General features: G+C 32.9%; 21 protein-coding genes. 13 read left to right on the forward strand and 8 right to left on the reverse strand.

Going from position 1 to position 22,497, the window contains the following annotated elements:
* Positions 1 to 18: 18 nt before the first annotated feature.
* The 6 genes from J3495_RS13525 to xrtF form a co-directional block, all read right to left on the reverse strand.
* The gene (locus J3495_RS13525; RefSeq protein ID WP_210667078.1) at positions 19 to 699 is read right to left on the reverse strand and encodes a DedA family protein; all 681 of its coding nucleotides are present in this window, start codon (positions 697 to 699) and stop codon (positions 19 to 21) included.
* Between the two features lie 133 nt (positions 700 to 832).
* Positions 833 to 1,174: a heavy-metal-associated domain-containing protein gene (locus tag J3495_RS13530; RefSeq protein ID WP_210667079.1), complete on the reverse strand. Its 342-nt coding sequence runs from the start codon at positions 1,172 to 1,174 to the stop codon at positions 833 to 835.
* A 42-nt stretch (positions 1,175 to 1,216) separates the two neighbouring features.
* Positions 1,217 to 3,223 carry a TonB-dependent receptor plug domain-containing protein gene (locus J3495_RS13535; RefSeq protein WP_210667080.1) on the reverse strand — a complete coding sequence of 669 codons (2,007 nt, stop codon included), beginning with the start codon at positions 3,221 to 3,223 and terminating at the stop codon, positions 1,217 to 1,219.
* 109 nt (positions 3,224 to 3,332) lie between these two features.
* Positions 3,333 to 3,731 carry an HYC_CC_PP family protein gene (locus J3495_RS13540; protein ID WP_210667081.1) on the reverse strand — a complete coding sequence of 133 codons (399 nt, stop codon included), beginning with the start codon at positions 3,729 to 3,731 and terminating at the stop codon, positions 3,333 to 3,335.
* 45 nt (positions 3,732 to 3,776) lie between these two features.
* The gene (locus tag J3495_RS13545; protein ID WP_210667082.1) at positions 3,777 to 4,223 is read right to left on the reverse strand and encodes an exosortase F system-associated membrane protein; all 447 of its coding nucleotides are present in this window, start codon (positions 4,221 to 4,223) and stop codon (positions 3,777 to 3,779) included.
* The gene (gene xrtF / locus J3495_RS13550) at positions 4,213 to 4,749 is read right to left on the reverse strand and encodes an exosortase family protein XrtF (protein WP_210667083.1); all 537 of its coding nucleotides are present in this window, start codon (positions 4,747 to 4,749) and stop codon (positions 4,213 to 4,215) included. The genes J3495_RS13545 and xrtF overlap by 11 nt, the downstream gene beginning before the upstream one ends.
* A gap of 70 nt (positions 4,750 to 4,819) precedes the next feature.
* On the opposite strand from xrtF, the gene J3495_RS13555 reads away from it, so the two are divergent.
* The 9 genes from J3495_RS13555 to rpe all read left to right on the forward strand — a co-directional run bounded on the left by J3495_RS13555 (position 4,820) and on the right by rpe (position 16,478).
* Entirely contained in the window at positions 4,820 to 5,275 is a 456-nt protein-coding gene (locus J3495_RS13555) for a GAF domain-containing protein (RefSeq protein ID WP_210667112.1), read from the forward strand.
* Between the two features lie 164 nt (positions 5,276 to 5,439).
* Positions 5,440 to 5,706 carry a 30S ribosomal protein S15 gene (rpsO, locus tag J3495_RS13560; RefSeq protein WP_055097227.1) on the forward strand — a complete coding sequence of 89 codons (267 nt, stop codon included), beginning with the start codon at positions 5,440 to 5,442 and terminating at the stop codon, positions 5,704 to 5,706.
* A gap of 159 nt (positions 5,707 to 5,865) precedes the next feature.
* The gene (locus J3495_RS13565) at positions 5,866 to 8,001 is read left to right on the forward strand and encodes a polyribonucleotide nucleotidyltransferase (RefSeq protein WP_210667084.1); all 2,136 of its coding nucleotides are present in this window, start codon (positions 5,866 to 5,868) and stop codon (positions 7,999 to 8,001) included.
* Positions 8,002 to 8,181: 180 nt separating this feature from the next.
* Positions 8,182 to 8,910 (forward strand): hypothetical protein, encoded by a 729-nt coding sequence (locus J3495_RS13570; protein WP_210667085.1) that lies wholly within the window; start codon positions 8,182 to 8,184, stop codon positions 8,908 to 8,910.
* Positions 8,911 to 8,920: 10 nt separating this feature from the next.
* Positions 8,921 to 11,671: a TonB-dependent receptor gene (locus J3495_RS13575; RefSeq protein ID WP_210667086.1), complete on the forward strand. Its 2,751-nt coding sequence runs from the start codon at positions 8,921 to 8,923 to the stop codon at positions 11,669 to 11,671.
* A 6-nt stretch (positions 11,672 to 11,677) separates the two neighbouring features.
* The gene (locus J3495_RS13580; protein ID WP_210667087.1) at positions 11,678 to 12,886 is read left to right on the forward strand and encodes a DUF4249 domain-containing protein; all 1,209 of its coding nucleotides are present in this window, start codon (positions 11,678 to 11,680) and stop codon (positions 12,884 to 12,886) included.
* Positions 12,874 to 14,619: a hypothetical protein gene (locus tag J3495_RS13585; RefSeq protein WP_210667088.1), complete on the forward strand. Its 1,746-nt coding sequence runs from the start codon at positions 12,874 to 12,876 to the stop codon at positions 14,617 to 14,619. The genes J3495_RS13580 and J3495_RS13585 overlap by 13 nt, the downstream gene beginning before the upstream one ends.
* A gap of 132 nt (positions 14,620 to 14,751) precedes the next feature.
* The gene (locus J3495_RS13590; protein ID WP_007804760.1) at positions 14,752 to 15,615 is read left to right on the forward strand and encodes a sigma-70 family RNA polymerase sigma factor; all 864 of its coding nucleotides are present in this window, start codon (positions 14,752 to 14,754) and stop codon (positions 15,613 to 15,615) included.
* Between the two features lie 200 nt (positions 15,616 to 15,815).
* Positions 15,816 to 16,478 carry a ribulose-phosphate 3-epimerase gene (gene rpe / locus J3495_RS13595; protein ID WP_210667089.1) on the forward strand — a complete coding sequence of 221 codons (663 nt, stop codon included), beginning with the start codon at positions 15,816 to 15,818 and terminating at the stop codon, positions 16,476 to 16,478.
* Here rpe and J3495_RS13600 read toward each other — a convergent pair.
* Together J3495_RS13600 and J3495_RS13605 are read right to left on the reverse strand one after the other, a co-directional pair.
* Positions 16,455 to 17,243 carry a DNA/RNA non-specific endonuclease gene (locus J3495_RS13600; protein ID WP_210667090.1) on the reverse strand — a complete coding sequence of 263 codons (789 nt, stop codon included), beginning with the start codon at positions 17,241 to 17,243 and terminating at the stop codon, positions 16,455 to 16,457. The two genes, rpe and J3495_RS13600, sit on opposite strands and share 24 nt — an antisense overlap.
* Before the next feature lie 92 nt (positions 17,244 to 17,335).
* Positions 17,336 to 19,519, reverse strand: coding sequence for a carboxy terminal-processing peptidase (locus J3495_RS13605; RefSeq protein ID WP_210667091.1), 2,184 nt, complete (start codon positions 19,517 to 19,519; stop codon positions 17,336 to 17,338).
* Between the two features lie 211 nt (positions 19,520 to 19,730).
* Between J3495_RS13605 and surE the strand changes: the two genes are divergently transcribed.
* The 4 genes from surE to J3495_RS13625 all read left to right on the forward strand — a co-directional run bounded on the left by surE (position 19,731) and on the right by J3495_RS13625 (position 22,453).
* Positions 19,731 to 20,510 carry a 5'/3'-nucleotidase SurE gene (gene surE, locus J3495_RS13610; RefSeq protein WP_210667092.1) on the forward strand — a complete coding sequence of 260 codons (780 nt, stop codon included), beginning with the start codon at positions 19,731 to 19,733 and terminating at the stop codon, positions 20,508 to 20,510.
* Entirely contained in the window at positions 20,503 to 20,775 is a 273-nt protein-coding gene (locus J3495_RS13615) for a hypothetical protein (RefSeq protein WP_210667093.1), read from the forward strand. The genes surE and J3495_RS13615 overlap by 8 nt, the downstream gene beginning before the upstream one ends.
* 65 nt (positions 20,776 to 20,840) lie before the next feature.
* Entirely contained in the window at positions 20,841 to 21,959 is a 1,119-nt protein-coding gene (lpxB, locus tag J3495_RS13620) for a lipid-A-disaccharide synthase (protein ID WP_210667094.1), read from the forward strand.
* A gap of 11 nt (positions 21,960 to 21,970) precedes the next feature.
* Complete coding sequence (locus J3495_RS13625; protein WP_210667095.1) at positions 21,971 to 22,453, forward strand: C40 family peptidase; 483 nt, start codon at positions 21,971 to 21,973, stop codon at positions 22,451 to 22,453.
* Positions 22,454 to 22,497 lie beyond the last annotated feature (44 nt).

The raw sequence follows: 22,497 nt of genomic DNA on the forward strand, positions 1-22,497 counted from the left end.
TTTCACTTCAGCTTTTTTTTATAGTTTTTCGGTAGGTCTCTTTTTTAGAATCTTTAAGAGTACTGGAAATGTAGAAATAATTACTATAATGATAATGATGTATTCTATATGCTCTTTTAGATCAATTCCCTCTTTTAGAAAGATTCCGTATAAATAATGTCCTGAAAATATTAGTAAAAAAGACCATAAAAAAGAACTTAGCACATTATAGAACATAAATTTCTGCTTATCCATAGAAACTATCCCTGCAATAATTGGCGCAAATGTTCTTAAGATTGGTAAAAATCGAGCGTAAATGATTGCCTTTCCACCATATTTTTCAAAAAAATCTTTGGATTGCAGCAGGTATTTTTTCTTAAACCAAAAAGAATCTTCTTTTTTAAACAAATAATAACCACTTTTTGCTCCAAACCAATAACCGGTCATGTTTCCTAAAACACCCATAATGGCCACAAGCGTTGAAAGCAATAAAACATTAATGAAATCGCTGGGAATGAATGCTAAATTCTGAATTAAATCACGGCTATAAATACCCGCCAAAAAAAGCAAACTATCGCCTGGCAGAAAGAATCCTGCAAAAAGACCCGTCTCTGCAAAAACAATAAATAAAACAATAAATAAACCAATCTGAATCCCACCAACAGTTAAAGTAATATAAAATTCGGGGTTGATCAATTGAGTCCAATCAAAATTATTCATAAAAAAGGTTTACTATTACATTTATAAGGTCGTGAAAGTAAGAATAATTTATTTCAACCACAATAAAACGCAGCATTTTAAAGATTAATTAACGAATAGAAAAAGCCCAAGTATGAAACTTGGGCTTGGGTTATTATTTTCTCTCGTATTTGCAGCAAGAATGCAGATTTTGATAATCTGTCTCCGTAGCTTTTACAGCATCGGTATCGTGACCTACTTTTGCGATTGCTTTTTTCAAATCTTCAGGAGAACATTTCTCCTCATTCATAATCACCGTTAACTCATGTGTACCTACATCCCAAGTGGCTGTTTTTACGCCAGAAACTCCAAAAGCAGCTTTTTCGATGCGTTTTTTACATTGTTCGCAATTTCCATTTACTTCAGTAGTATATTTTAAATTTTTATTTTTTTTAGCTTGTGCCTGAGCAGAAAATCCTAAAAAAGTTACCACTGCAATTAAAAGTATATTTTTCATTTTGTTTATTATTTATTAGTTGTTAAAATTGATATTAATTTGTTATTTTATTTTAAATCGTAGCCCTGCATAATACATTTGTCCAAAAATCGGCGCATATGCTATAGAAGCATCAAAGTTAGAGCCAAAAGGATCACTGGCTCCTAAAATTGCCTTTTCTTGTTTATAATTGCCAATGTTTTCACCGCCCACATAGACTTCAAAAACTGATGAGAAAACTCGTGTAACCTGAGCATTCATTACGGCGTAAGATGGCGAAAAATTAGGAAACTGATCCGCTTGAGGATTAGAAGCCGTATAGGGCAATTGTTGTTTTCCTGACCAATTATAGGTGAAATCAAATTTCCATTGCTTATCATCATTCAAATTGGTTTCGTATTCTAAATTTCCTAAAAAACGATGTTTTGCCTGCAAAGGACGCTGAAAAGTACCCGCTAAATAATCAGTTTGAATGTCGTAGTATTTGTATGCCGTACGTAAATTAAAGTTATGCAGCACTTCATAATTAAACTCCAACTGCAAACTATTGGCAAAAGAGTTTCCTCTTAAATTATAAAAGGATACTTGCTGCGGACTCTGCATCAAATCTACAACAGCCTGATTCTGAAAATCGGTTCTATAGAAATCAAAACCTGCATCGGCATTTTTACCAAAAATTTTAAACTTTTGAGAAAAACTCCAACCATAATTCCATGCAATTTCAGGGTTTAAACCGTAAATTTTACCATTTGAATCTAAAATTTCAAAAGTACGGGAACTCGCAAAAAGTTGTTGATTTTCGGCAAAAATATTAGCCGAACGTTTTCCTCTTCCAGCTGAAAAACGAATCACACCATCCTTCCAAGGATTGTATCGCATGTGCAAACGAGGGGTTACAAAAAAGCCTAATCGGTTATGATTATCTACTCTTCCGCCCAAAATCAGACTAAAATTATCTGTATTATCATAGGTATATTCAAAAAAAGCACCTACCGAATTATCAATTCTGCTGTAATCGTTTACATTCACAAATTCCTGATATTCATCATACGTAAAATTCAATCCTGTAGAAAATTTATGCATGGTATTGTTGATAATCGAATTGAAAATCAAATTCGAATAATAGCTATTTTGCTTGATGTCATAAAGGTTTAAGCCAAAATAAGAATCCTGATTGTGGCTGTTGAAGGCATTTTGAAAACCAATACTTTGGTACGGCATATCTGGAAAAACGTACCCAACTTTAGTCGAAACCTCAAAACGCTCCGTATTGATTTCTGAGCCCCACAAATTCGTCGTCCCACGATCTCTGTCTTTATCAAAATCAACTTGACCCGTTTGCTTCTTATCATTCATATACCTGAAATTGATAAAACTAACCAACCCACTTTCGGCATTATAATATTGATAACGATTTAGAATATTAATTTGTTTTCCTAACGGATTATCCAAAAAACCATCATCGTTCATGTCGTTTTTTGCTACACGGGCGTTGCCATGAACAAATAAACTTGTCGCCCATTTATCTGATAGTTTTTTATTAAAATGTGTATTGAGTTCAAAACGAGAATCGGTAGAACCATAAAAATTTAAGAAAAACGGAATATCATTTAACGGCTTTAAAAGCTCTGTATTGATTTGCCCCGAAATACTTTCGTATCCATTGATAACACTTCCGGCTCCTTTGGTAATCTGAACACTTTCTATCCAGGTTCCAGGCGTAAATGACAATCCGTAGGCTTGGGAAGCTCCTCGAACCGAAGGGATATTTTCCTCAGTAATCATCAAATATGGACTTGTTAAACCTAACATTTTTATTTGTTTGGTTCCCGTTAAAGCATCCGAGAAATTGACATCAATTGAAGGATTGGTCTCAAAACTTTCGGCCAGATTACAGCAGGCTGCTTTAAGCAATTCTTTACTAGTAATAACAGATGTATTGGCCGTTAAAGTATAGGATTTTTTAATTCCTTTTTGCTTTTTTGTGATTTTGACTTCTTCTAAATCTTCTTGCGAAAACACAGACACAGAAAGTAAAACCAGAACAAAAAGCATTCTAATTTTTTGCATAAAAAATGATTTTAATGTTAAGTAGAAAAACGCATTTTGAAAGTTTTAAAAGAAAAACAATCAAAAATTACTTTACAAGCCAATATTGGCTTGAATCTAAACATTAAAATCAGGCGTAAAAAATATATTGATGATATAATTTGAATAAAGGAGGCGCATTAGCATCAGAACAATACGCAATAATCTGATTGCTTTTAAAATTAGGAATTACTAAAAATGCAGTTGATTTGAATTCCTGAATTAGAGCGGGAAATTCAAGTTGAAAAAAGAAAATTTTAAAAGTAGCATTATCTGATTTTTTTTCGAAATGAACTACTTTATCTTTACAACAAGATGATTTTTTTTCTGTTTTTGCACAACAACTCTTTTGGGGTACGGCATCTACAGTCGTATTTAAAGAAACAGAAGCTATCTTACCGCCACAATAATGTACATCAAAAGCAAAGCCAATGTTGGACACCAACAAAAGGAGTGCTAAAAACAATGTTGTACATTTCTTCCAATTCATGAAGCAAAATTATTAAAAAGAGAATGAAAAAGATTTAATAAAATGTTATTTTTTTGAATCTTGTTGCTGATAATAAAATGCTGGAATAAACAACAAGACAAATATGGGCTGAATAAGAAATCTTCTAACGTAAAAAAGCAGCCAATTTTTTTCCGGAAAAAACAGTAAAACAAGGTAGAATAATACCGAAAGAAGCAATAAAAAAAAGACATACAGAAAAATGCTAAACCTTGTAATGTCTTTATCCCGAAAGAGAACCTCAATTAGAGCTACTGACAAAAAAGCATTTAGTAAATAACGAAACAAAATTCCTAAAAAAAGCTTAAAACCATTATAATCAGGTACAGGTAAATTTTTAAAATCTCCTTCGAAATATTTTAGAAAAGGATCATAGAAGAGTTGCTTTTCGAAAGCACGAACCACCGTAAAACAACAAATAATCAGGACAGCAAAAGCAATTCTGGACTTATTTTCTAGTAATTTATTTAGCATATTTTGAAAATTTATTCACCCAGATAATCCATAAAATAAAAACTACTCCATAAATAATCAAAGGAAAAAGAACACCATGCAGAAACTGCTGATTTTCGGGAAAACGAAACAGCAAAACCGTGAGTAAAGCAATTCGAATGGCATTCAAAATATAAATAAAAAGAACTCCAAAAAGTATAAAAAACACTGTTGACTTCCATTTTCCTGAAAAGGAAATAACAAACGAAATAAACAAAATAACAATACTTACAGCATTGCATCCTTCGACAATTCTGACGAAATAGACCTTGTTATACCAAACTTCTAAAAAAGATTCCGAAACATTTTTTTGAATTCTAATATCAGCGCCAAATAACTGCATAATATATTTTACATGATCGCCTACAAGATTGGTAATCCCATCGACTTCGCTTGGTTCAAAAAGATTCAGATACGACTTATAAACTAAAGTTAGAAAAATATAAGTAGCAAAAAAGATGCTTATAAAAAGCAGAAAAGGTTTATACTGTACTAAATATTTTTTCAAAGTAATTTTTTTTCAAATTTATATATTTTTGAGACTAGCTTTAAATACTTTTGTATAAAATTTTATTATGATGACATTTCAAGAATTACAACCAAAAATAAGTGCTATTGTTGCAGACTCAACAAACAATAGAGATGCAAAATTATTGACTATCTGTCAATTATTGAACGAAAATGTAGAATATTATAATTGGGTTGGCTTTTATTTTGCCAATCATGATACCAAAACACTCCATTTAGGACCTTATGTAGGAGCAGAAACAGACCATACTGTAATTCCGTTTGGAAAAGGAATTTGCGGACAAGTAGCCGAGAGCAATGCCAATTTTGTGGTGCCAGACGTTGCTGCGCAAGACAATTATATCGCATGTAGCTTTACTGTAAAATCTGAAATCGTTGTGCCTTTATTTGTAAACGGACAAAATATTGGGCAAATTGACATTGACAGTCACGTTATCGATCCTTTTACCGCTGCTGACGAAAGATTTTTAGAATTTGTGAATCAAGAAGTTGCAAAATTATTCTAAAAATTAAGCTTTTAAAACGTTGTAAAAAGAATATTTTTGGTCATAATTGCTAAATCTTTAATCTTTTCAATCTTTAAATTTATTTTTTCGAAAAAAAAGTATTATTTTTGCACCGTCTTACAAAAGATGTATGACATACATAAAAATCATTAAATAATATTGGAATGTATTTAACTAAAGAAAAAAAGGAAGAAATTTTTGCACAACACGGTGAAGCAACAAACACTGGAAAAGCAGAAGGTCAGATTGCATTGTTCACTTACAGAATTTCACACTTAACTGAGCACTTGAAAAAAAATCGTCACGATTATAACACTGAGCGTTCACTTGTACTACTAGTAGGTAAAAGAAGAGCTTTGTTGGATTACTTGAAAAAGAAAGAGATCAACAGATATCGTGAGATTATCAAAGTATTGAATATCAGAAAATAATCAATATAAAAAAGAGGTGCGAGAGTGCCTCTTTTTGTTTTTACATTACAAGCATTTTATTAGAAAAAAGTTTGGTTTTTCATTGGGTTTTAGAAACAACAACTACACAACAACTACAACACAACTAAAACCCATTGTATAACCAATAAGGAAAAATTTATGATTCCACAATTATTTGTAGAAAGTATCGATTTAGGTGATGGCAGAAACATCACAATCGAGACAGGACGTTTGGCAAAACAAGCCGATGGTTCTGTAGTAGTAAGAATTGGAAAAACTGTCATTTTAGGCACAGTTGTTTCCGCAAGAAAAGCAAGTCCAGGTATCGATTTTTTACCACTAACGGTAGATTATCGCGAAAAATTTGCAGCAGCAGGTCGTTTCCCAGGAGGTTTCTTTAAGAGAGAAGCGCGTCCTAGTGATAGCGAAGTATTAACAATGAGATTAGTAGACCGTGTTTTACGTCCGCTTTTCCCAAGCGATTACCATGCAGAAGTTCAGGTTATGATTCAGTTAATGTCTCATGATGATGAAGTGATGCCGGATGCATTAGCAGGTTTGGCCGCTTCGGCAGCGCTTGCTTTGTCTGATATTCCTTTTGAAACATTGATTTCTGAAGCCAGAGTTGGAAGAATCGATGGTAAATTTATCATCAATCCATCTCGTGCACAATTAGAATTATCAGATATTGATATGATGATTGGAGCTTCTACTGATTCTATCGCAATGGTAGAAGGAGAGATGAAAGAAATCTCAGAAGCAGAAATGCTGGAAGCAATTAAATTTGCTCACGAACATATTAAAGTACAAATTGCTGCTCAAGAAAGATTGGCCGCTGCATTTGGAAAAAAAGAAGTTCGTACTTATGAAACTGAAAAAACAGACGATGCTATTTACGCAAAAGTAAAAGCAGCTGCCTACGATAAAATTTACGCTATTGCAAGTAAAGGTTCAGCTAAACACGAACGTTCAGCTGCATTTGATGCTGTAAAAGAAGAAGTAAAAGCATTATTTACAGAAGAAGAATTGGCAGAAAATGGAGATTTAGTTTCTAAATATTTCTACAAAACCAATAAAGAAGCAGTTCGTAATGTAACTTTAGATTTAGGAACTCGTCTTGACGGAAGAAAAACTACAGAAATCAGACCAATCTGGTGTGAAGTAGATTATTTACCATCGGTTCACGGTTCGGCATTGTTTACACGTGGAGAAACTCAAGCATTGGCTACGGCAACTTTAGGAACTTCTAGAGAAGCAAACCAAATTGATTCGCCATCTGAACAAGGAGAAGAAAAATTCTATTTACACTATAATTTCCCACCATTTTCTACAGGAGAAGCTCGTCCGTTAAGAGGAACTTCAAGAAGAGAAGTTGGACACGGAAACTTGGCACAAAGAGCATTGAAAAACATGATTCCTGCTGAAAATCCATATACGATCAGAATTGTTTCTGAAGTATTAGAATCAAATGGTTCGTCTTCTATGGCTACCGTTTGTGCTGGAACATTGGCTTTAATGGATGCTGGTATTCAAATGATTCGTCCGGTTTCTGGAATCGCAATGGGATTGATTACCGATGGTGATCGTTTTGCAGTTCTGTCTGATATTTTAGGTGATGAAGATCACTTAGGAGATATGGACTTCAAGGTAACTGGAACTTCTGAAGGTATTACAGCTTGTCAAATGGACATTAAAATTGACGGATTGAAATACGAAATCATGGAGCAGGCTTTGGCTCAAGCTCGTGATGGACGTTTGCATATTTTAGGAAAATTACTTGAAACTCTTGCTAAACCAAATGCAGATGTTAAAGCACATTCTCCAAAAATTATCACCAGAACTATTCCTGGAAGCTTTATTGGAGCATTAATCGGACCTGGTGGAAAAGTAATTCAGGAATTACAAAAAGCTACAGGAACAACTATTGTTATCAACGAAGTTAACGAAGAAGGTGTTATCGAAATTTTAGGTACTGATCCTGCAGGAATTGAAGCTGTATTGGCAAAAATTCAGTCTATCACTTTCAAACCTCAAATGGGAGAAGCTTATGAAGTTAAAGTAATTAAAATGCTTGATTTTGGAGCTGTAGTAGAATATACCGCTGCACCAGGAAACGAAGTATTACTTCACGTATCTGAACTAGCTTGGGAACGTACAGAAAACGTTACAGACGTAGTGAACATGGGCGACGTTTTTCAGGTAAAATATCTTGGTCTTGACCCGAAAACAAGAAAAGAAAAAGTATCAAGAAAAGCACTTTTACCAAGACCTCCGCGTGAGGAGAAAAAAGAGTAATCAGATCTTAGTTTACTAAAGGTTTATTTATAGAAAACCCCAATTCATTTACATGAATTGGGGTTTTTCGTTTAAAATGTTAAAACATTTCATTATATTTTAACATATAAAAAGGGTTTTACAATAATTTTTTGATACTTTTGAAAAAGCCAAACCAAAAACATCAAAACCACGAATCCTTTGAAAACATTTCAAAAAAAACTACATTTTATAATTTTATTTGGATTATTCCTAAGCATTTCTTCTATTTACAGCCAAACCAGCAATGAAGTTGCTACTTATAATTGGTTTGATAAAAATCTGGGCATCGAGTCTATGGATTTTAAAAATGGATCAGCCCATTTGAATTTTGACCAAACGGATAACAATGAAAATCGCTATTATTTTTCTGATGATTTCAAAACAGGAAGTCTAACTTATAATGGTCAGAACTACTTCGATTTATACTTAAAATATGACATCTATGCTGATGAATTAGTTGTCAGACCTTATAATGAATCAAATACTACAAAAATAAATATCGTTAAAGAAAATGTCAGCTCTTTTAAAATCGGTAATGAAAAATTCGTCAACTTAAAAGAAGTAAATCTTCAACTCTTTAAAGGTGGTTATTATGAAGAAATAGCTACCGGCAATACTACTATTCTCTACATAAAACATTACAAAGAGAAAAAAAAGATCCTGAAAGAAAATGTCACCCTTCTTCAATTTGTACCGCAATATGAGTTTGTTTTATTAAAGGATAATAAATTCATTTCGATAAATGATAAAAAAGAAATCGTACAATTATATCCAAATCAAAAAAGAAAAATAAACGACTTCTATTTCCTGAACAAAGATTTAAGAAAAGAAAATCCATCATTATTTATGAAAAACATAATGAAGTACATTAACAATTTAAATCAATAGCATCGTCCAAATGAGAATATTTACTATTATTTTATTATTATTTGGTTTCAATCAATTAATGTACTCTCAAGACCAAAATTCGACCATTAACTTAAGTTTCAGTAATATTAATCGAATTGAAGTTCTAAAAAAAATCGAAGCCTCTACCCATTATACATTTTATTTTCAGGAAGATTGGTTTGACAAAAACGTTTTAATATCAGGAAATTATTCTAACAAAACGATCCAAGAAGTACTCACCAAAGTCTTTGAAGACACCGAACTTAATTTTTATATAGATGCGAGAAAAATAATACTGACAAAAAATAGTATTATTTATGACAAATATCAAAGCAAAAACACCAAAGGCACTGCTACGCATAATGCTCCAGTTTTTTTTCAGCAATATGATTCGATTAAAAAAGATAAAACAAATACTGAAAACGCTATTGCATTAATAGGAAAGGAAGCTGTAGATTCTGATATTGATTTATACACACTTTCGGGATATATTAGAGATTTAAAAGATGATAAACCCCTTGCAGACATTAACGTTAAGGTAAAAAATACATCTATTAGTACGATTACTAATGCAGCCGGTTTTTACAGCTTAAAACTTCCTACCGGAATAAGTACTATCGAAATCGAATCATTATTTTACAAAAGCACTTCAAGAAAAATAATGATTTATAGTAATGGTACTTTAGATTTTACTACCACTGAAAAAATAAACCAACTGGATGAAGTTCTGGTAAAAGGAAAAGGAAGTCAAAATGTTAGAACCGCTATAACAGGTGTTACCACGATTGAAGCCGAAGGAGTAAAAACCATTCCTTTGGTTCTTGGCGAAAGAGACATTCTAAAAATTGCTTTGACTATTCCCGGGGTAAAAACTGCTGGAGAAGGTTCGTCCGGTTTTAATGTGCGCGGAGGAAAAGAAGATCAAAACCTTGTGTTATTAGACAATGCAACCCTCTACAACCCTACTCATTTATTCGGTTTTTTCTCTTCTATCAACCCTTATACGATCAACAAAGTAGACATTTACAAAGGAGGTATTCCTTCTGAATATGGAGGAAGATTGTCTTCTGTATTTGATATCATTTCTAAAAACGGAAATACAGAAAAATTTTCCGGAGAAGGAGGAATTGGCCCCGTTACGAGCAATCTTACAGCTTCTATTCCGGTAGTAAAAGGAAAAGCAAGTCTACTAGTTGGGGGAAGAGCAACTTACTCTGATTGGATTTTAAAAACGCTGGACGATGAGAATCTGAAAAATAGTCAAGCCTCTTTTTATGATTTATTTGCAAAATACAATCATAAAATAAATAAAAGCAACTCTGTAGAAGGCACATTATATTACAGCAAAGATGCCTATACCATCACTCCGGATTCTTTATACAAATATAGTAACAGACTCATTTCTTTGAAATGGAAACATGCTTTTAATGAAAAAACAAATAGCGAATTTAACGTTACCAACAGTGAATATAAATTTAGCATTAACTACGAATCGACCAATCCTGATTCCTTTATTTTTAAGTACAAAATAGATGATACTCAGGCCAGTTTAAAATTTAATACAATCTATAACAGCAAACATAAATTTACTTACGGCCTTTCGACAAAACTTTACAAGGTGAATCCCGGAGAAATAAGTCCTAACGGAGAATCCTCATTGGTAACACCTATAAATATTGATGACGAAAAGGGACTGGAATCTGCATTGTTTTTATCGGATAAGTTTGAAATCACCGAAAAATTATTACTGGACGTCGGAGCAAGATATTCCTTTTATGCCGCTTTGGGAGAAGCAACTCAAAAAGTTTATCAGGAAGGAGTTCCAATGACGCCTTCAACTGTAATTGAAGAAAAGAAATATGGTAAAAATGAAGTCATCAATACTTCTGGAGGTTTTGAGCCCCGCATTGGTTTACGATACATTTTTGACGACAGTTTCTTTGTAAAAGCAGGATTCGACAAAAATTTTCAGTACATTCACTTACTTTCGAATAACACTACACAAGCACCAACAGACACTTGGAAATTATCTGACTTGAATGTGCAACCACAAAGCGGTTTACAATATTCATTAGGCCTTTTCAAAACATTAGATTACAAAGACATAGAATTAAGTTTAGAAGGCTATTATAAAACATCTAAAAATATTCTGGATTACAAAGTAGGAGCCAATATTCTCCTGAACCAAGATTTAGAAACCGAATTACTACAAGGAGAAGGAAAAGCGTACGGAGTCGAATTTTTATTAAAAAAACCCTACGGAAGACTTAACGGCTGGATTGGCTATACTTATTCCAGGTCATTTATAAAGCTTGACAGTCAGTTTAATGATGAAAAAGTAAATAACGGAGATTATTTTCCTACGAATTTTGACAAACCTCACGATGTAAGCATTGTGATGCATTACAAATTTACGCACCGCTATAGTTTTTCTTCTAACTTTGTGTATCAAACCGGAAGGCCAATTACCTATCCGATAGGCAAATACACTTATAATGGAGCAGAATATACGCTTTATAGTGATCGAAATAAATTTAGAATACCCGATTATTACAGACTGGATATAGGTTTAAATATTGAAGGAAATCATAAAATAAAAAAATTAGCTCACAGTTTTTGGAACATTTCTATCTACAATGTATTAGGCAGAAACAATCCTTATTCTATATTTTTTGTTACAAAAGAAGGACAAATAAAAGCATATCAAACTTCTATTTTTGGTATGCCGATACCTACTATTACTTATAATTTTAAATTTTAAAAGGTGATGAAAAAGATCTTTCTCTATACGTTACTTGCAATATTATTTTTAGCATCCATATTGGGATGCACAACACCATACGCATATCAAAACAATGGTTTTGAAGATGTTGTTGTAATAGAAGCAACATTAACAAACGAATATAAAACCCAAGAAGTAAAAATTTCAAGAACCTATTCTCTTGAAGAAAACTTTCCTCAATTTGAATCTCAAGCTGTTGTATACATAACCGACAATTTAGGAAACAAATATGAATTTGATCAAAATACTGCTTCGTATACATCTATCACACCTTTTCAAGCGCTTCCCGATAGAGAATATCAATTACATATTCTTACCAAAAACGGAAGAACCTACGAGTCAAGTATAGAAAAATTAACTACTCCCAATCAAATATCAAGTGTTGTACCTACAGCAGTAACCAAAAACGGAATACTAGGTGTCGAGATCACCGTAAACAGCTCTGACCCGACAAACACATCTAAATATTACAGATATGAATATGACGAAACCTACAAAGTCGTTGCTCCTATGTGGCATCCAAATGAAGCTATTCCCGCAGGCAATGTAGTGACCCTGAGAAAAAGAACCACCGAGGCCAGAACTTGCTATTCAAATCAAAAATCTGAGGAAATATTATTAACCAATACCAACAACATATCAGAGGATATTGTAAGCAACTTCCCTATTAAATTCATCAGTAGCAAAGACCCTATCATAAAAAACAGATACAGTATTTTGGTAAAACAATATGTACAAAGTCTGACAGCTCATACTTACTATGAAACACTAAAAGAAATTTCGAATAACGGAAATGTTTTGTCTCAAACTCAACCTGGTTTTTTATACGGAAATATTAAATCGATTGATAGTCCGGGCGAAAAAGTAATTGGTTTTTTTGATGTTTCTTCTTATTCTGAAAAAAGACTTTTTTTTAATTTTACAGACCTTTTTCAGGGAGTACTACCGCCTAGTTATCCTTATTATTGTCCTGCACCGATTCCAGATAGTGATATCGCCGAATATTATTTCAACAATTGTTACAGTACCAATCCAAATTCAACCTGCCAAGGACCAACAATAGTACAATTAATCGAGAGCAGAATAAAAGTTTACTACCCAACTGAGGGGCCTCTCTATATATTATATCCTATAGAATGCGGAGATTGTACTTCTTTTTCATCAAATATAAAACCATCATTTTGGATAGATTAAAATATTTACTGGCCATAACTTTACTACTAAGTTATCAGCAATTTACATTAGCACAAAAAAATAATTCTGTTGCTGATCTTTATGAAGTTGACAAGAATTTAAACGAATCAATTTTTGTAACCACCAATACTAATTCTTTCGTTACCGGAGAGACTTTGTTATACAAGATATTCTGCATCGACAAAACAACAAATACCCCTACAAAATATACCAAAATCGGTTACATTGCACTTATTGACAGCAATAAAAAAATCGTTTTTACACATAAATTGTTTCTTGAAAACGGAAGCAGCAATGGCGACTTTTTTATCCCGACAACATTAGAAACAGGAACGTACAAAATAATCGGATACACTAGCTGGATGCTGAACAAAAGTCCTGAAGAATATTTTAACACCGATATTTATATTGTAAATCCATATAACGAAAATCAGGTTAATACTTCCGCTGATTCGACAATTGATTCAAAAGAATTGACCTTTGCAGATGTCAACAATAATGATATTTCAATTGATTTAAAAAATAAAACATTTAATAATCGCGAACAAGTACAGTTGAAAATCAGTACTCTTTCTGATGATTATTTGAAAGGAAATTACATGATTTCTATCCGAAAAACAGATGGCTTTTTAGCCCAAAACAAAATGGTTTTTTCAGAATATCAAAAAACGAATCAAAACACTGCTTTTAATACTGAGATAACGAGCTCCAATTTTACATTACCTGAATTGCGAGGCGAAATAATTTCAGGCAGAATAACTTCTTCAACCGAAGAAATTAAGAATAAAAAAGTTGGACTTTCTATTATTGGAAGAAATTATGATTTGAAAATAGGAAAGACAGATGATCAAGGAAGGTTTCTTTTTAATATTGAAAATGCTAATCCAAATCCCAACATTACGGTTCAATTACTGGAATATAATAAAGAAAATTACACGATCAAAATTGACGGCCCGAAAGCAATAGAAGTTTCTAACTTAAATTTTTCTAAACTTCCATTCCATTCAGAATCTGCTAAAAATATTAGCCAAAGAGTTATTGCAAGTCAAATAGAAAACGCTTATTACAATGTCAAAAAAGACAGTTTAGTTTCCCCAGCTGCCCTTACTCCTTTTTACGGATCTGTATCTAAAGAATATAAACTTGATGATTTTACGAGATTTCCAACCATGGAAGAAACCATTACTGAAGTCGTAAATGGAGTAGTTTTTAGAAAAGAAAACAAAAACTATTCTTTACAAGTATATGATTATGATGAAAACTATGAATTCTCGCTGGCACCATTAGTGCTTGTTGACGGACTTATACTTGAGAATTTGAATGAATTTTTTACGTACAACCCAAAGAATATTGATAAAGTAAATGTTGTAAAGGGTCTCTATTATTACGGAGCGAAATCATTTAATGGAATTGTGGTTTTTACCACCAAAAACGGTGATTATGAAACAAAACTCAATGGCAACTTTATAATTCGACCAGAATTATTAAGACCACAAGGCAAAAAAGAATATTTTCAACCTGATTATTCAGACAATAAAAACCAAAGAATCCCAGATTATAGGCACCAGCTTTTATGGTTGCCAAATATTGATCTAACGGCGGCCTCAACAATCACATTTTATACTTCTGATATTTCTGGACAATTTGAAGTAATATTGGAAGGTTTTACTGCAAACGGAAAAGCTGTTTTTATCAAAAAAATTATTGAGGTTAAAGACACAACCGCTCATTAAAACTTATGTAATGGCATGTTGATGAATGAGTACTTTAATTAAAAAATAAAATATTTTTTAAAATAGTTGTAACTTTTTCGTTCTGCCTTACGTATAACTACTTGTACACTTTAAAATTGAGGAGACAAAAACATGAGACAACTTAAAATCACCAAGCAGGTAACCAATCGTGAAACTGCATCGCTAGACAAATACCTACAAGAAATTGGAAAAGTTGACCTAATTACCGCTGATGAAGAGGTAGAATTAGCACAAAGAATTAAGGCTGGTGATCAAAGAGCTTTAGAAAAACTAACAAAAGCCAACCTGCGTTTCGTAGTATCGGTTGCTAAACAATATCAAAATCAAGGATTAACTCTTCCTGATTTAATTAACGAAGGAAACTTAGGATTAATCAAAGCGGCTCAACGTTTTGATGAAACTCGTGGTTTCAAATTTATCTCTTACGCCGTTTGGTGGATTCGTCAATCGATTCTTCAAGCATTGGCAGAGCAATCACGTATTGTACGTTTACCATTAAACAAAATTGGTTCTATCAATAAAATCAACAAGATGTACGCATTATTAGAGCAATCTAACGAGCGTCCACCTTCTGCTGAAGAAATTGCAAAAGAACTTGATATGACGGTAAATGATGTAAAAGAGTCTATGAAAAACTCTGGTCGTCACTTGTCTATGGATGCGCCTCTTGTAGAAGGAGAAGATTCTAATCTTTATGACGTTTTGCGTTCTGGAGAATCTCCAAACCCAGATAGAGAATTAATTCATGAATCATTGCGTACCGAAATTGAGCGCTCGCTAGAAACATTAACTCCAAGAGAGGCAGATGTTGTGCGTTTGTATTTTGGTTTAGGTGACCAACACCCAATGACTTTGGAAGAAATTGGAGAAACTTTCGACTTAACTCGTGAGCGTGTGCGTCAGATTAAAGAAAAAGCAATCCGCAGATTAAAACACACTTCAAGAAGTAAAATTCTAAAAACATATTTAGGCTAAAACTAGTCTTAAAGTTAGAAAGTTTATAAAGCCCAAAAGTCTCTTTTGACTTTTAGACATTTGACTTTCGACTAAACAGCAAACAACAGTTTGATTGACTGTTCGTTTTTTGATTGATGATTGAAACTCCGGCTGATTACCGGAGTTTTTTATTTTTTATAATTACCTTTGCCAAAAATAACACAACACACAATTACACAATGAAGAATACACTTATTGCGCCTTCTGTTCTAGCGGCTGATTTTGCTAATTTACAACGTGACATTGAAATGATCAATAATAGTCAGGCAGATTGGTTTCATATTGATATAATGGATGGGGTTTTTGTTCCGAATATCTCCTTTGGAATGCCCGTTTTGGAAGCTATTTCGAGACATGCAAAAAAAACAATCGATGTACATTTGATGATTATTGATCCTGATCGTTATATCAAAACTTTTGCAGATTTAGGAGCTAACATCTTAAGTGTGCACTACGAGGCCTGTACGCATCTGCACAGAACGTTACAAGCCATTAAAGCCGAAGGCATGAAAGCAGGTGTTGCCATTAATCCTCACACTAATATTGATTTGCTGGAAGATGTAATAAATGACATTGACTTAGTTTGTATTATGAGTGTGAATCCTGGTTTTGGAGGACAATCTTTTATCGAAAACACTTACGATAAGGTAAAAAAATTAAAAGCACTTATTACACGCAAAAATGCTTCAACAATTATCGAAATTGACGGTGGTGTAACCAATAAAAATGCCAAACAATTAGTAGAAGCTGGGGCTGATGTTTTGGTTGCAGGAAGTTTTGTTTTTAAAGCCGAAAATCCTACTCAAACTATTGCTGATTTAAAAACTCTGACTACTTTTTAAGTTTTTCAAATTAGGAAAAAAATCTATTCCAGTCATTTTTTCAATTGACTCAATAGGAACTACAAAATCATAAATTGATTTGTCACTATCTTCATTCGGAACTAAAAAAGCAATTGCTTTGTACTCCTTACCAGACTTTGACAAAACAATTTTATAAAAATATTTAGGAACAGATACTTTTTCTGTTCCTATTTTTTTATCTAAATCATTCAGGACGCCGCCCGTTACGACATAAATATCTCGGTCACGAAGAGCCCAGTATCTCACTTTTTCTTCAATTCTATTCCAGATTCCACTATTAAAATCGCGTTTTTGAGGAGAAATATTAGATGTAAAGAATGTGTCATTATACGCTCTCTTATCAAATTCCATATCGGCTGCAGGGCAAAGATGCCCTTTATCATATCCTGATTTTTTATAATTCCGCCAATCTGCAGAGCCTGTTATTACGCTGGGGTCTTGCACAAAATAAGGCCTTTTAAAATCATTGTTTTTTACATATTCGGCCTTTAACTCGTAAGCAACCCATTCTGCTTGCTCAAAATTTTCATTATACGAAAGTGTATAATAATCATGTTTTACGATTTGTTTCGTTGTTGAAATAGGCAAATAAGCTTCAGAAAACCCTGAAACAGTATCAACTTGATTAGAAACTACTGAGGAAATTTCTTCACGAGGTATTTTATTTTCAGTTCCAGATGTGCTTTCTTTTTTACATGAAAAAAGTAAAAAACCAACCCAAACGAGTATAAGATATTTTTTCATAAAAATTTGTATTATTTCAAAATGAAAATTACAAAAAAAGCGTTTCTTAAATATTTAAGAAACGCTTTTTTTTACCAATTGATTTGCTTCAATTAAGATTTTACCAATTTATCTTTTTTCATTTTGCTCGAAACATTACTTTTTGAAATATTTTTAGATTGTAAATCATCCAAAACATTCAAAGCTTCTTCAACATAAACATCTTTGGCTAGTGCCTGATGCCAAGACTCTCTTTTTTCTTTTAAGCTCGCATCTTTAGACATTTCAAGGTCTTCGTAAGGCAAAGATTTAAAAACCAAATTGTTTTTATAGTCTGTAATTGGTTTGTATTTTTTTCCTTCGCTTTCTACCTGAGCCTGAGTTTCTTTAAAATTTTTGATATTTAAGCTGTACGTGTTCTCTTTGCTTTTAACATCAATCCATCTTGCATTATCTTCAATCAGCTTAAACTGAGCATTCTGTGCAATCCTAGCTTTACTATTGGCAATTGCCTGATTAAAATTTTCTGTTGACTTCCAAGCGCTATAATCAGCTGGATCAATCTTGTCCCAAGGCATTGCATTATCAACGTCACGTTCTCCCATTTTTAAATAAGCATAACGATCTGGCATTACAATATCACTTCTTACGCCTTCTAATTGCGTTGAACCTCCATTAATTCTGTAAAATTTCTGAGTAGTTGCTTTCAAAGCTCCCAAATCTCCATACTCTGTATTACGTACAAATTGGTTCAGATCGATTACATTTTGTACTGTACCTTTACCATAAGTTTGTTTGCTACCAATGATAACACCACGTTTGTAATCCTGAATTGCAGCAGCCAAAATCTCAGAAGCAGAAGCAGAGAAACTATTTACCATGATAACCAATGGACCATCCCACTCTACTTTTTTATCTTTGTCGTATAAAACTTCTTTCTTTTTTCCCGCAGATTTAATCTGAACAATTGGTCCTTCTTCGATAAATAATCCGGCAATATCTACTACAGTAGAAAGAGAACCTCCACCATCATCGCGCACATCAAGTACGATACCACTAACATTTTCTTTCTTTAATCGATCTACTTCAAGTGCAATATCTTTACCTGCATCTCTAGAGTCTTTGTTTTCAAAATCAATATAAAATTTAGGCAAATAAATCACTCCGTATTTCAATCCGTTTTTCTCAACAATACTAGATTTCGCATACGTTTCTTCGATTTCTACAATATCTCTTATTATTGAAATCACCTTAATAGTTCCATCAACTTTTTTAACTGTCAATTTAACTTCGGTTCCTTTATGTCCTTTGATTTTTTTAACAACATCATCCAAACGCATCCCTACCACATCAACTGGCTCTGTGTTGCCTTGCCCTACTTTCAAAATTAAATCTCCAGCTTCAAGCTGTTTACCTTTCCAAGCAGGTCCGCCAGAAATCAATTCATCAATTTGAGTAAAATCATTTTTCTTAGTCAAACGAGCACCAATTCCTTCTAGTTTACCACTGATATTTACATCAAAACGTTCTTTTTCTTCTGGTGCAAAATAACTCGTATGAGGGTCAAAACGAGACATAATCGAGTTTACATAGACTGAAAACCAATCACCTCTATTAAGGTCTTTTATTAAACTAAAATTATCATCTAAAGATTTTAAAGAACTTTCTCTTGTCTCTTTTTCTAAAGTTTCAAAAGATTTTACTTTATAAGAAGCATCCGTTTTCTTTTTGTCTTCTTCCAGCTTTTGTTTGGTAACTAATGACGAAAGTGTCGATAATTTAATTTGTTTTCTCCATCTTTCATTTATTTCGACCGTATTTTTTGCATACGGAAGTGTCTCATAATCTGCATTGAAAGTCTCGTCAACATCATAATTAAATGGTTGCGCCAAGATCGTTTTGTAGCGTTTTTTGCTTTCTTCCATACGCTTCATCAATCTCGCATAAGTAAGATTGAAGAACGTTAAATCTTTGTTCAAAAACTGATCATCTAGCATTAATTCATATTGTCTGAATTCATCAATGTCAGATTGAAGGAAAAATCGTTTTGAAGGATCCAACGCCTCAATATAATCTTTAAAAATTCCTTTCGAAAAGTCGTCATTTATAGCTGCAGGATTGTAATGCCCTTTTTCTATGACAAATGCAAGCAATTCTAAAAGAGTTTTATCTTTATTCGGGTCCGGATCGATCGTCTTTTCTGCATTCATTTTGAAGGCAAAAAGCGTTACTGACAAGCATAATACAGCTATAAGTACTTTATAATTTCTTTTCATAAATTTAATAATAGCATTCATCAATTTTTTAATCTAAGTTACGGTAAAAACTGTGCCAATAAAGCCAAGCCCACTATAATTTTTTGTTAAAGATATAAAAATGTTTGACGTACTAAAACACTAAACAAGATAGTTGACAAAATTTATTTTATTTGTTACTATTCTACCAAAATCTGTCACTACATTTGCTTTTAAAATCCTACATTGATTCGAAAAACAAGTTTATTTTTTTATGAAAAATCAAAAACCATTAATACTAATCACCAATGACGACGGTGTTTCGGCTCCCGGAATAAGAGCTTTAATTGACACCATGAAAACCATCGGAGAAGTAATTGTTGTAGCGCCAGACAAACCACAAAGTGCAATGGGTCACGCTATTACCATAAACAATACTTTATATTTGAATAAAATTTCAAAGGAAAATGACGCTGTAACCGAATACAGTTGCTCGGGCACTCCTGTTGATTGTGTAAAATTGGCGGTGAATGAAATTCTAAAAAGAAAACCGGATTTATGCGTTTCAGGAATTAATCATGGCTCAAATTCTTCTATAAACGTCATTTATTCTGGAACGATGAGTGCTGCGGTTGAAGCCGGAATCGAAGGAATTCCTGCCATAGGATTTTCTCTTCTGGATTATGATTGGAATGCAGATTTTCAGCAAATACAATCCTTTGTAAAAAAAATAGCCCTGGAAACACTGGAAAAAAAATTACCAAAAGGTGTCGTTTTAAATGTTAATTTTCCAAAACTTAAAGAAAAAGACATTAAAGGAATTAAAATTTGTCGTCAAGCGAAAGCGCTTTGGGTAGAAAAATTTGACAAACGAAAAACTCCTTTCGGAAAAGATTATTACTGGCTTTCCGGCGAATTTGTTAATCAGGACAAAGGAGAAGATACCGATGAATGGGCTCTAGAAAACGGATATATTTCGGTAGTTCCTGTTCAATTTGACTTAACTGCACATCATACAATACAAGAACTTAATACTTGGAATTTGAATGGCTAAAAAAGATATTTTTATCGGTTTCCTTATCGGAATTTTAACCTCTTTACTAGGTAGTTTTCTGTTTATAGCCTTTTATATCAAATCTGATATTTTTTCGGGAATTCAAATCCTTAGAGAAAATGGTTATTTAGGGAAAGTTATTACGATAGGCACTATTTTAGACCTAATTGCTTTTGGAATTCTACTTAAAATAAACCGCGAATTAATGGCTCGTGGCGTTATTTTGGCAGTGATTGTTCTGGCACTTTCGACTTTATTTATTTAAACCTTATATTTGTGTTGCAAAATTTTTAGTTGTGTAAAGACAAAACACACTTTCAAAATAGTACTATGAAATATTACATAATAGCTGGCGAAGCCTCTGGAGACTTACACGGATCAAATTTAATGAAGGAACTTTTTAAGGAAGATTCTCAGGCAGAAATTCGTTTTTGGGGTGGTGATTTGATGCAAAAAGCGGGCGGAACTTTGGTAAAACACTATCGTGAACTGGCTTTTATGGGTTTTATCGAAGTTATTTTTAACTTAAAAACTATTTTAAGCAACATTGAAATTTGTAAAAAAGACATTACTCAGTTCCAACCTGATGTACTCATTTTTATTGATTATCCGGGCTTTAATATGCGCATTGCAAAATGGGCAAAAGCCTTAAACTATAAAACACATTATTATATTTCTCCGCAAATCTGGGCTTGGAAAGAAAATCGAATCAAAGCCATCAAACAAGATGTTGATAAAATGTATGTGATTTTACCTTTTGAGAAAAGTTTCTACGAGGATAAACATCGCTTTCCTGTTGATTTTGTCGGACATCCTCTGATTGATGCGATACAAAACCAACCTCCTTTTGATGAAGCTATTTTTAGAAAAGAAAATCAACTAAGCGAAAAACCAATTATTGCTATTTTACCAGGAAGTCGCAAACAAGAAATTACAAAAATGTTGAGTGTAATGCTTAGTGTTGTTGATGATTTTAAAGAATATCAATTTGTAATTGCTGGTGCTCCAAGTCAGGATTTTGAGTTTTATCAAAAATTTATCACCAATAAAAACATCAAATTTATTTCGAATAAAACATACGATTTATTGCGCTCTGCAACAGCCGCGTTGGTGACTTCCGGAACTGCAACTCTGGAAACGGCACTTTTTAAAGTTCCCGAAGTAGTTTGCTATAAAGGAAGCTGGGCATCCTATCAAATTGCCAAACGCATTATCACGCTCAAATATATCTCGCTGGTCAATTTGATAATGGATCAGGAAGTGGTAACCGAATTGATTCAGAACGAATGCAATACAAAACGCATCAAAGAAGAATTGCAAAAATTATTAGAACCAAATTACCGCGAAAAACTATTAAAAAATTATACTATTCTCGAACAAAAATTAGGTGGCATTGGCGCCAGTAAAAAAACAGCCAAGCTTATTGTAGAAGATTTAAAAACCATTTAAAAATCTCTCTCTTGAAAAAACTTTTCTTTTATTTGCTTGCAGTGACTGTTTTTATGGCTTGTAATTCAGCTTCTCTAAAAAACAAAAAAGAAAACAGAGCTGAAAATAAATATATTATTGGCAATTTAATCAAGACGGCAACAGACAATATTGGTATTCGGTACAAAGCTGGTGGCAATACAAAAAATGGCTTTGATTGTTCTGGTTTGGTGTTTTTTACTTTTCAATCGGAGGATATATTATTGCCCAGAAGTTCTTTCGACCAATCAAAAATCGGGCAGATTATACCATTTGATGAAGCCAAAAGAGGTGACTTAATATTTTTTAAGACCAATAAAAGTCGTCAAATAAATCATGTTGGCTTGATTACCGAAGCCAATTCATCCGAAATAAAATTCGTTCATTCCTCTACTTCAAAAGGTGTCATTATTTCTTCGACAAAAGAAAAGCATTATCATGACTCATTTACACAAATCAATCGAGTTCTAGAATAATTTATAAAAAAATAAATTATTTCTTACATTTTTTTAATACTTTT

Source organism: Flavobacterium geliluteum (genome assembly GCF_017948595.1).
In the GTDB taxonomy this organism is placed as follows: domain Bacteria; phylum Bacteroidota; class Bacteroidia; order Flavobacteriales; family Flavobacteriaceae; genus Flavobacterium; species Flavobacterium flavipigmentatum.

Coding starts and splice junctions, on each gene's coding strand:
- J3495_RS13555 (WP_210667112.1), top strand. CDS start 4,820: ATGACATTTCAAGAATTACAACCAAAAATAAGTGCTATTGTTGCAGAC.
- J3495_RS13605 (WP_210667091.1), bottom strand. CDS start 19,519: ATGAATGCTATTATTAAATTTATGAAAAGAAATTATAAAGTACTTATA.
- rpe (WP_210667089.1), top strand. CDS start 15,816: ATGAAGAATACACTTATTGCGCCTTCTGTTCTAGCGGCTGATTTTGCT.
- lpxB (WP_210667094.1), top strand. CDS start 20,841: ATGAAATATTACATAATAGCTGGCGAAGCCTCTGGAGACTTACACGGA.
- J3495_RS13530 (WP_210667079.1), bottom strand. CDS start 1,174: ATGAAAAATATACTTTTAATTGCAGTGGTAACTTTTTTAGGATTTTCT.
- surE (WP_210667092.1), top strand. CDS start 19,731: ATGAAAAATCAAAAACCATTAATACTAATCACCAATGACGACGGTGTT.
- J3495_RS13615 (WP_210667093.1), top strand. CDS start 20,503: ATGGCTAAAAAAGATATTTTTATCGGTTTCCTTATCGGAATTTTAACC.
- J3495_RS13565 (WP_210667084.1), top strand. CDS start 5,866: ATGATTCCACAATTATTTGTAGAAAGTATCGATTTAGGTGATGGCAGA.
- J3495_RS13590 (WP_007804760.1), top strand. CDS start 14,752: ATGAGACAACTTAAAATCACCAAGCAGGTAACCAATCGTGAAACTGCA.
- J3495_RS13525 (WP_210667078.1), bottom strand. CDS start 699: ATGAATAATTTTGATTGGACTCAATTGATCAACCCCGAATTTTATATT.
- J3495_RS13600 (WP_210667090.1), bottom strand. CDS start 17,243: ATGAAAAAATATCTTATACTCGTTTGGGTTGGTTTTTTACTTTTTTCA.
- rpsO (WP_055097227.1), top strand. CDS start 5,440: ATGTATTTAACTAAAGAAAAAAAGGAAGAAATTTTTGCACAACACGGT.
- J3495_RS13540 (WP_210667081.1), bottom strand. CDS start 3,731: ATGAATTGGAAGAAATGTACAACATTGTTTTTAGCACTCCTTTTGTTG.
- J3495_RS13575 (WP_210667086.1), top strand. CDS start 8,921: ATGAGAATATTTACTATTATTTTATTATTATTTGGTTTCAATCAATTA.
- J3495_RS13535 (WP_210667080.1), bottom strand. CDS start 3,223: ATGCAAAAAATTAGAATGCTTTTTGTTCTGGTTTTACTTTCTGTGTCT.
- J3495_RS13580 (WP_210667087.1), top strand. CDS start 11,678: ATGAAAAAGATCTTTCTCTATACGTTACTTGCAATATTATTTTTAGCA.
- J3495_RS13545 (WP_210667082.1), bottom strand. CDS start 4,223: ATGCTAAATAAATTACTAGAAAATAAGTCCAGAATTGCTTTTGCTGTC.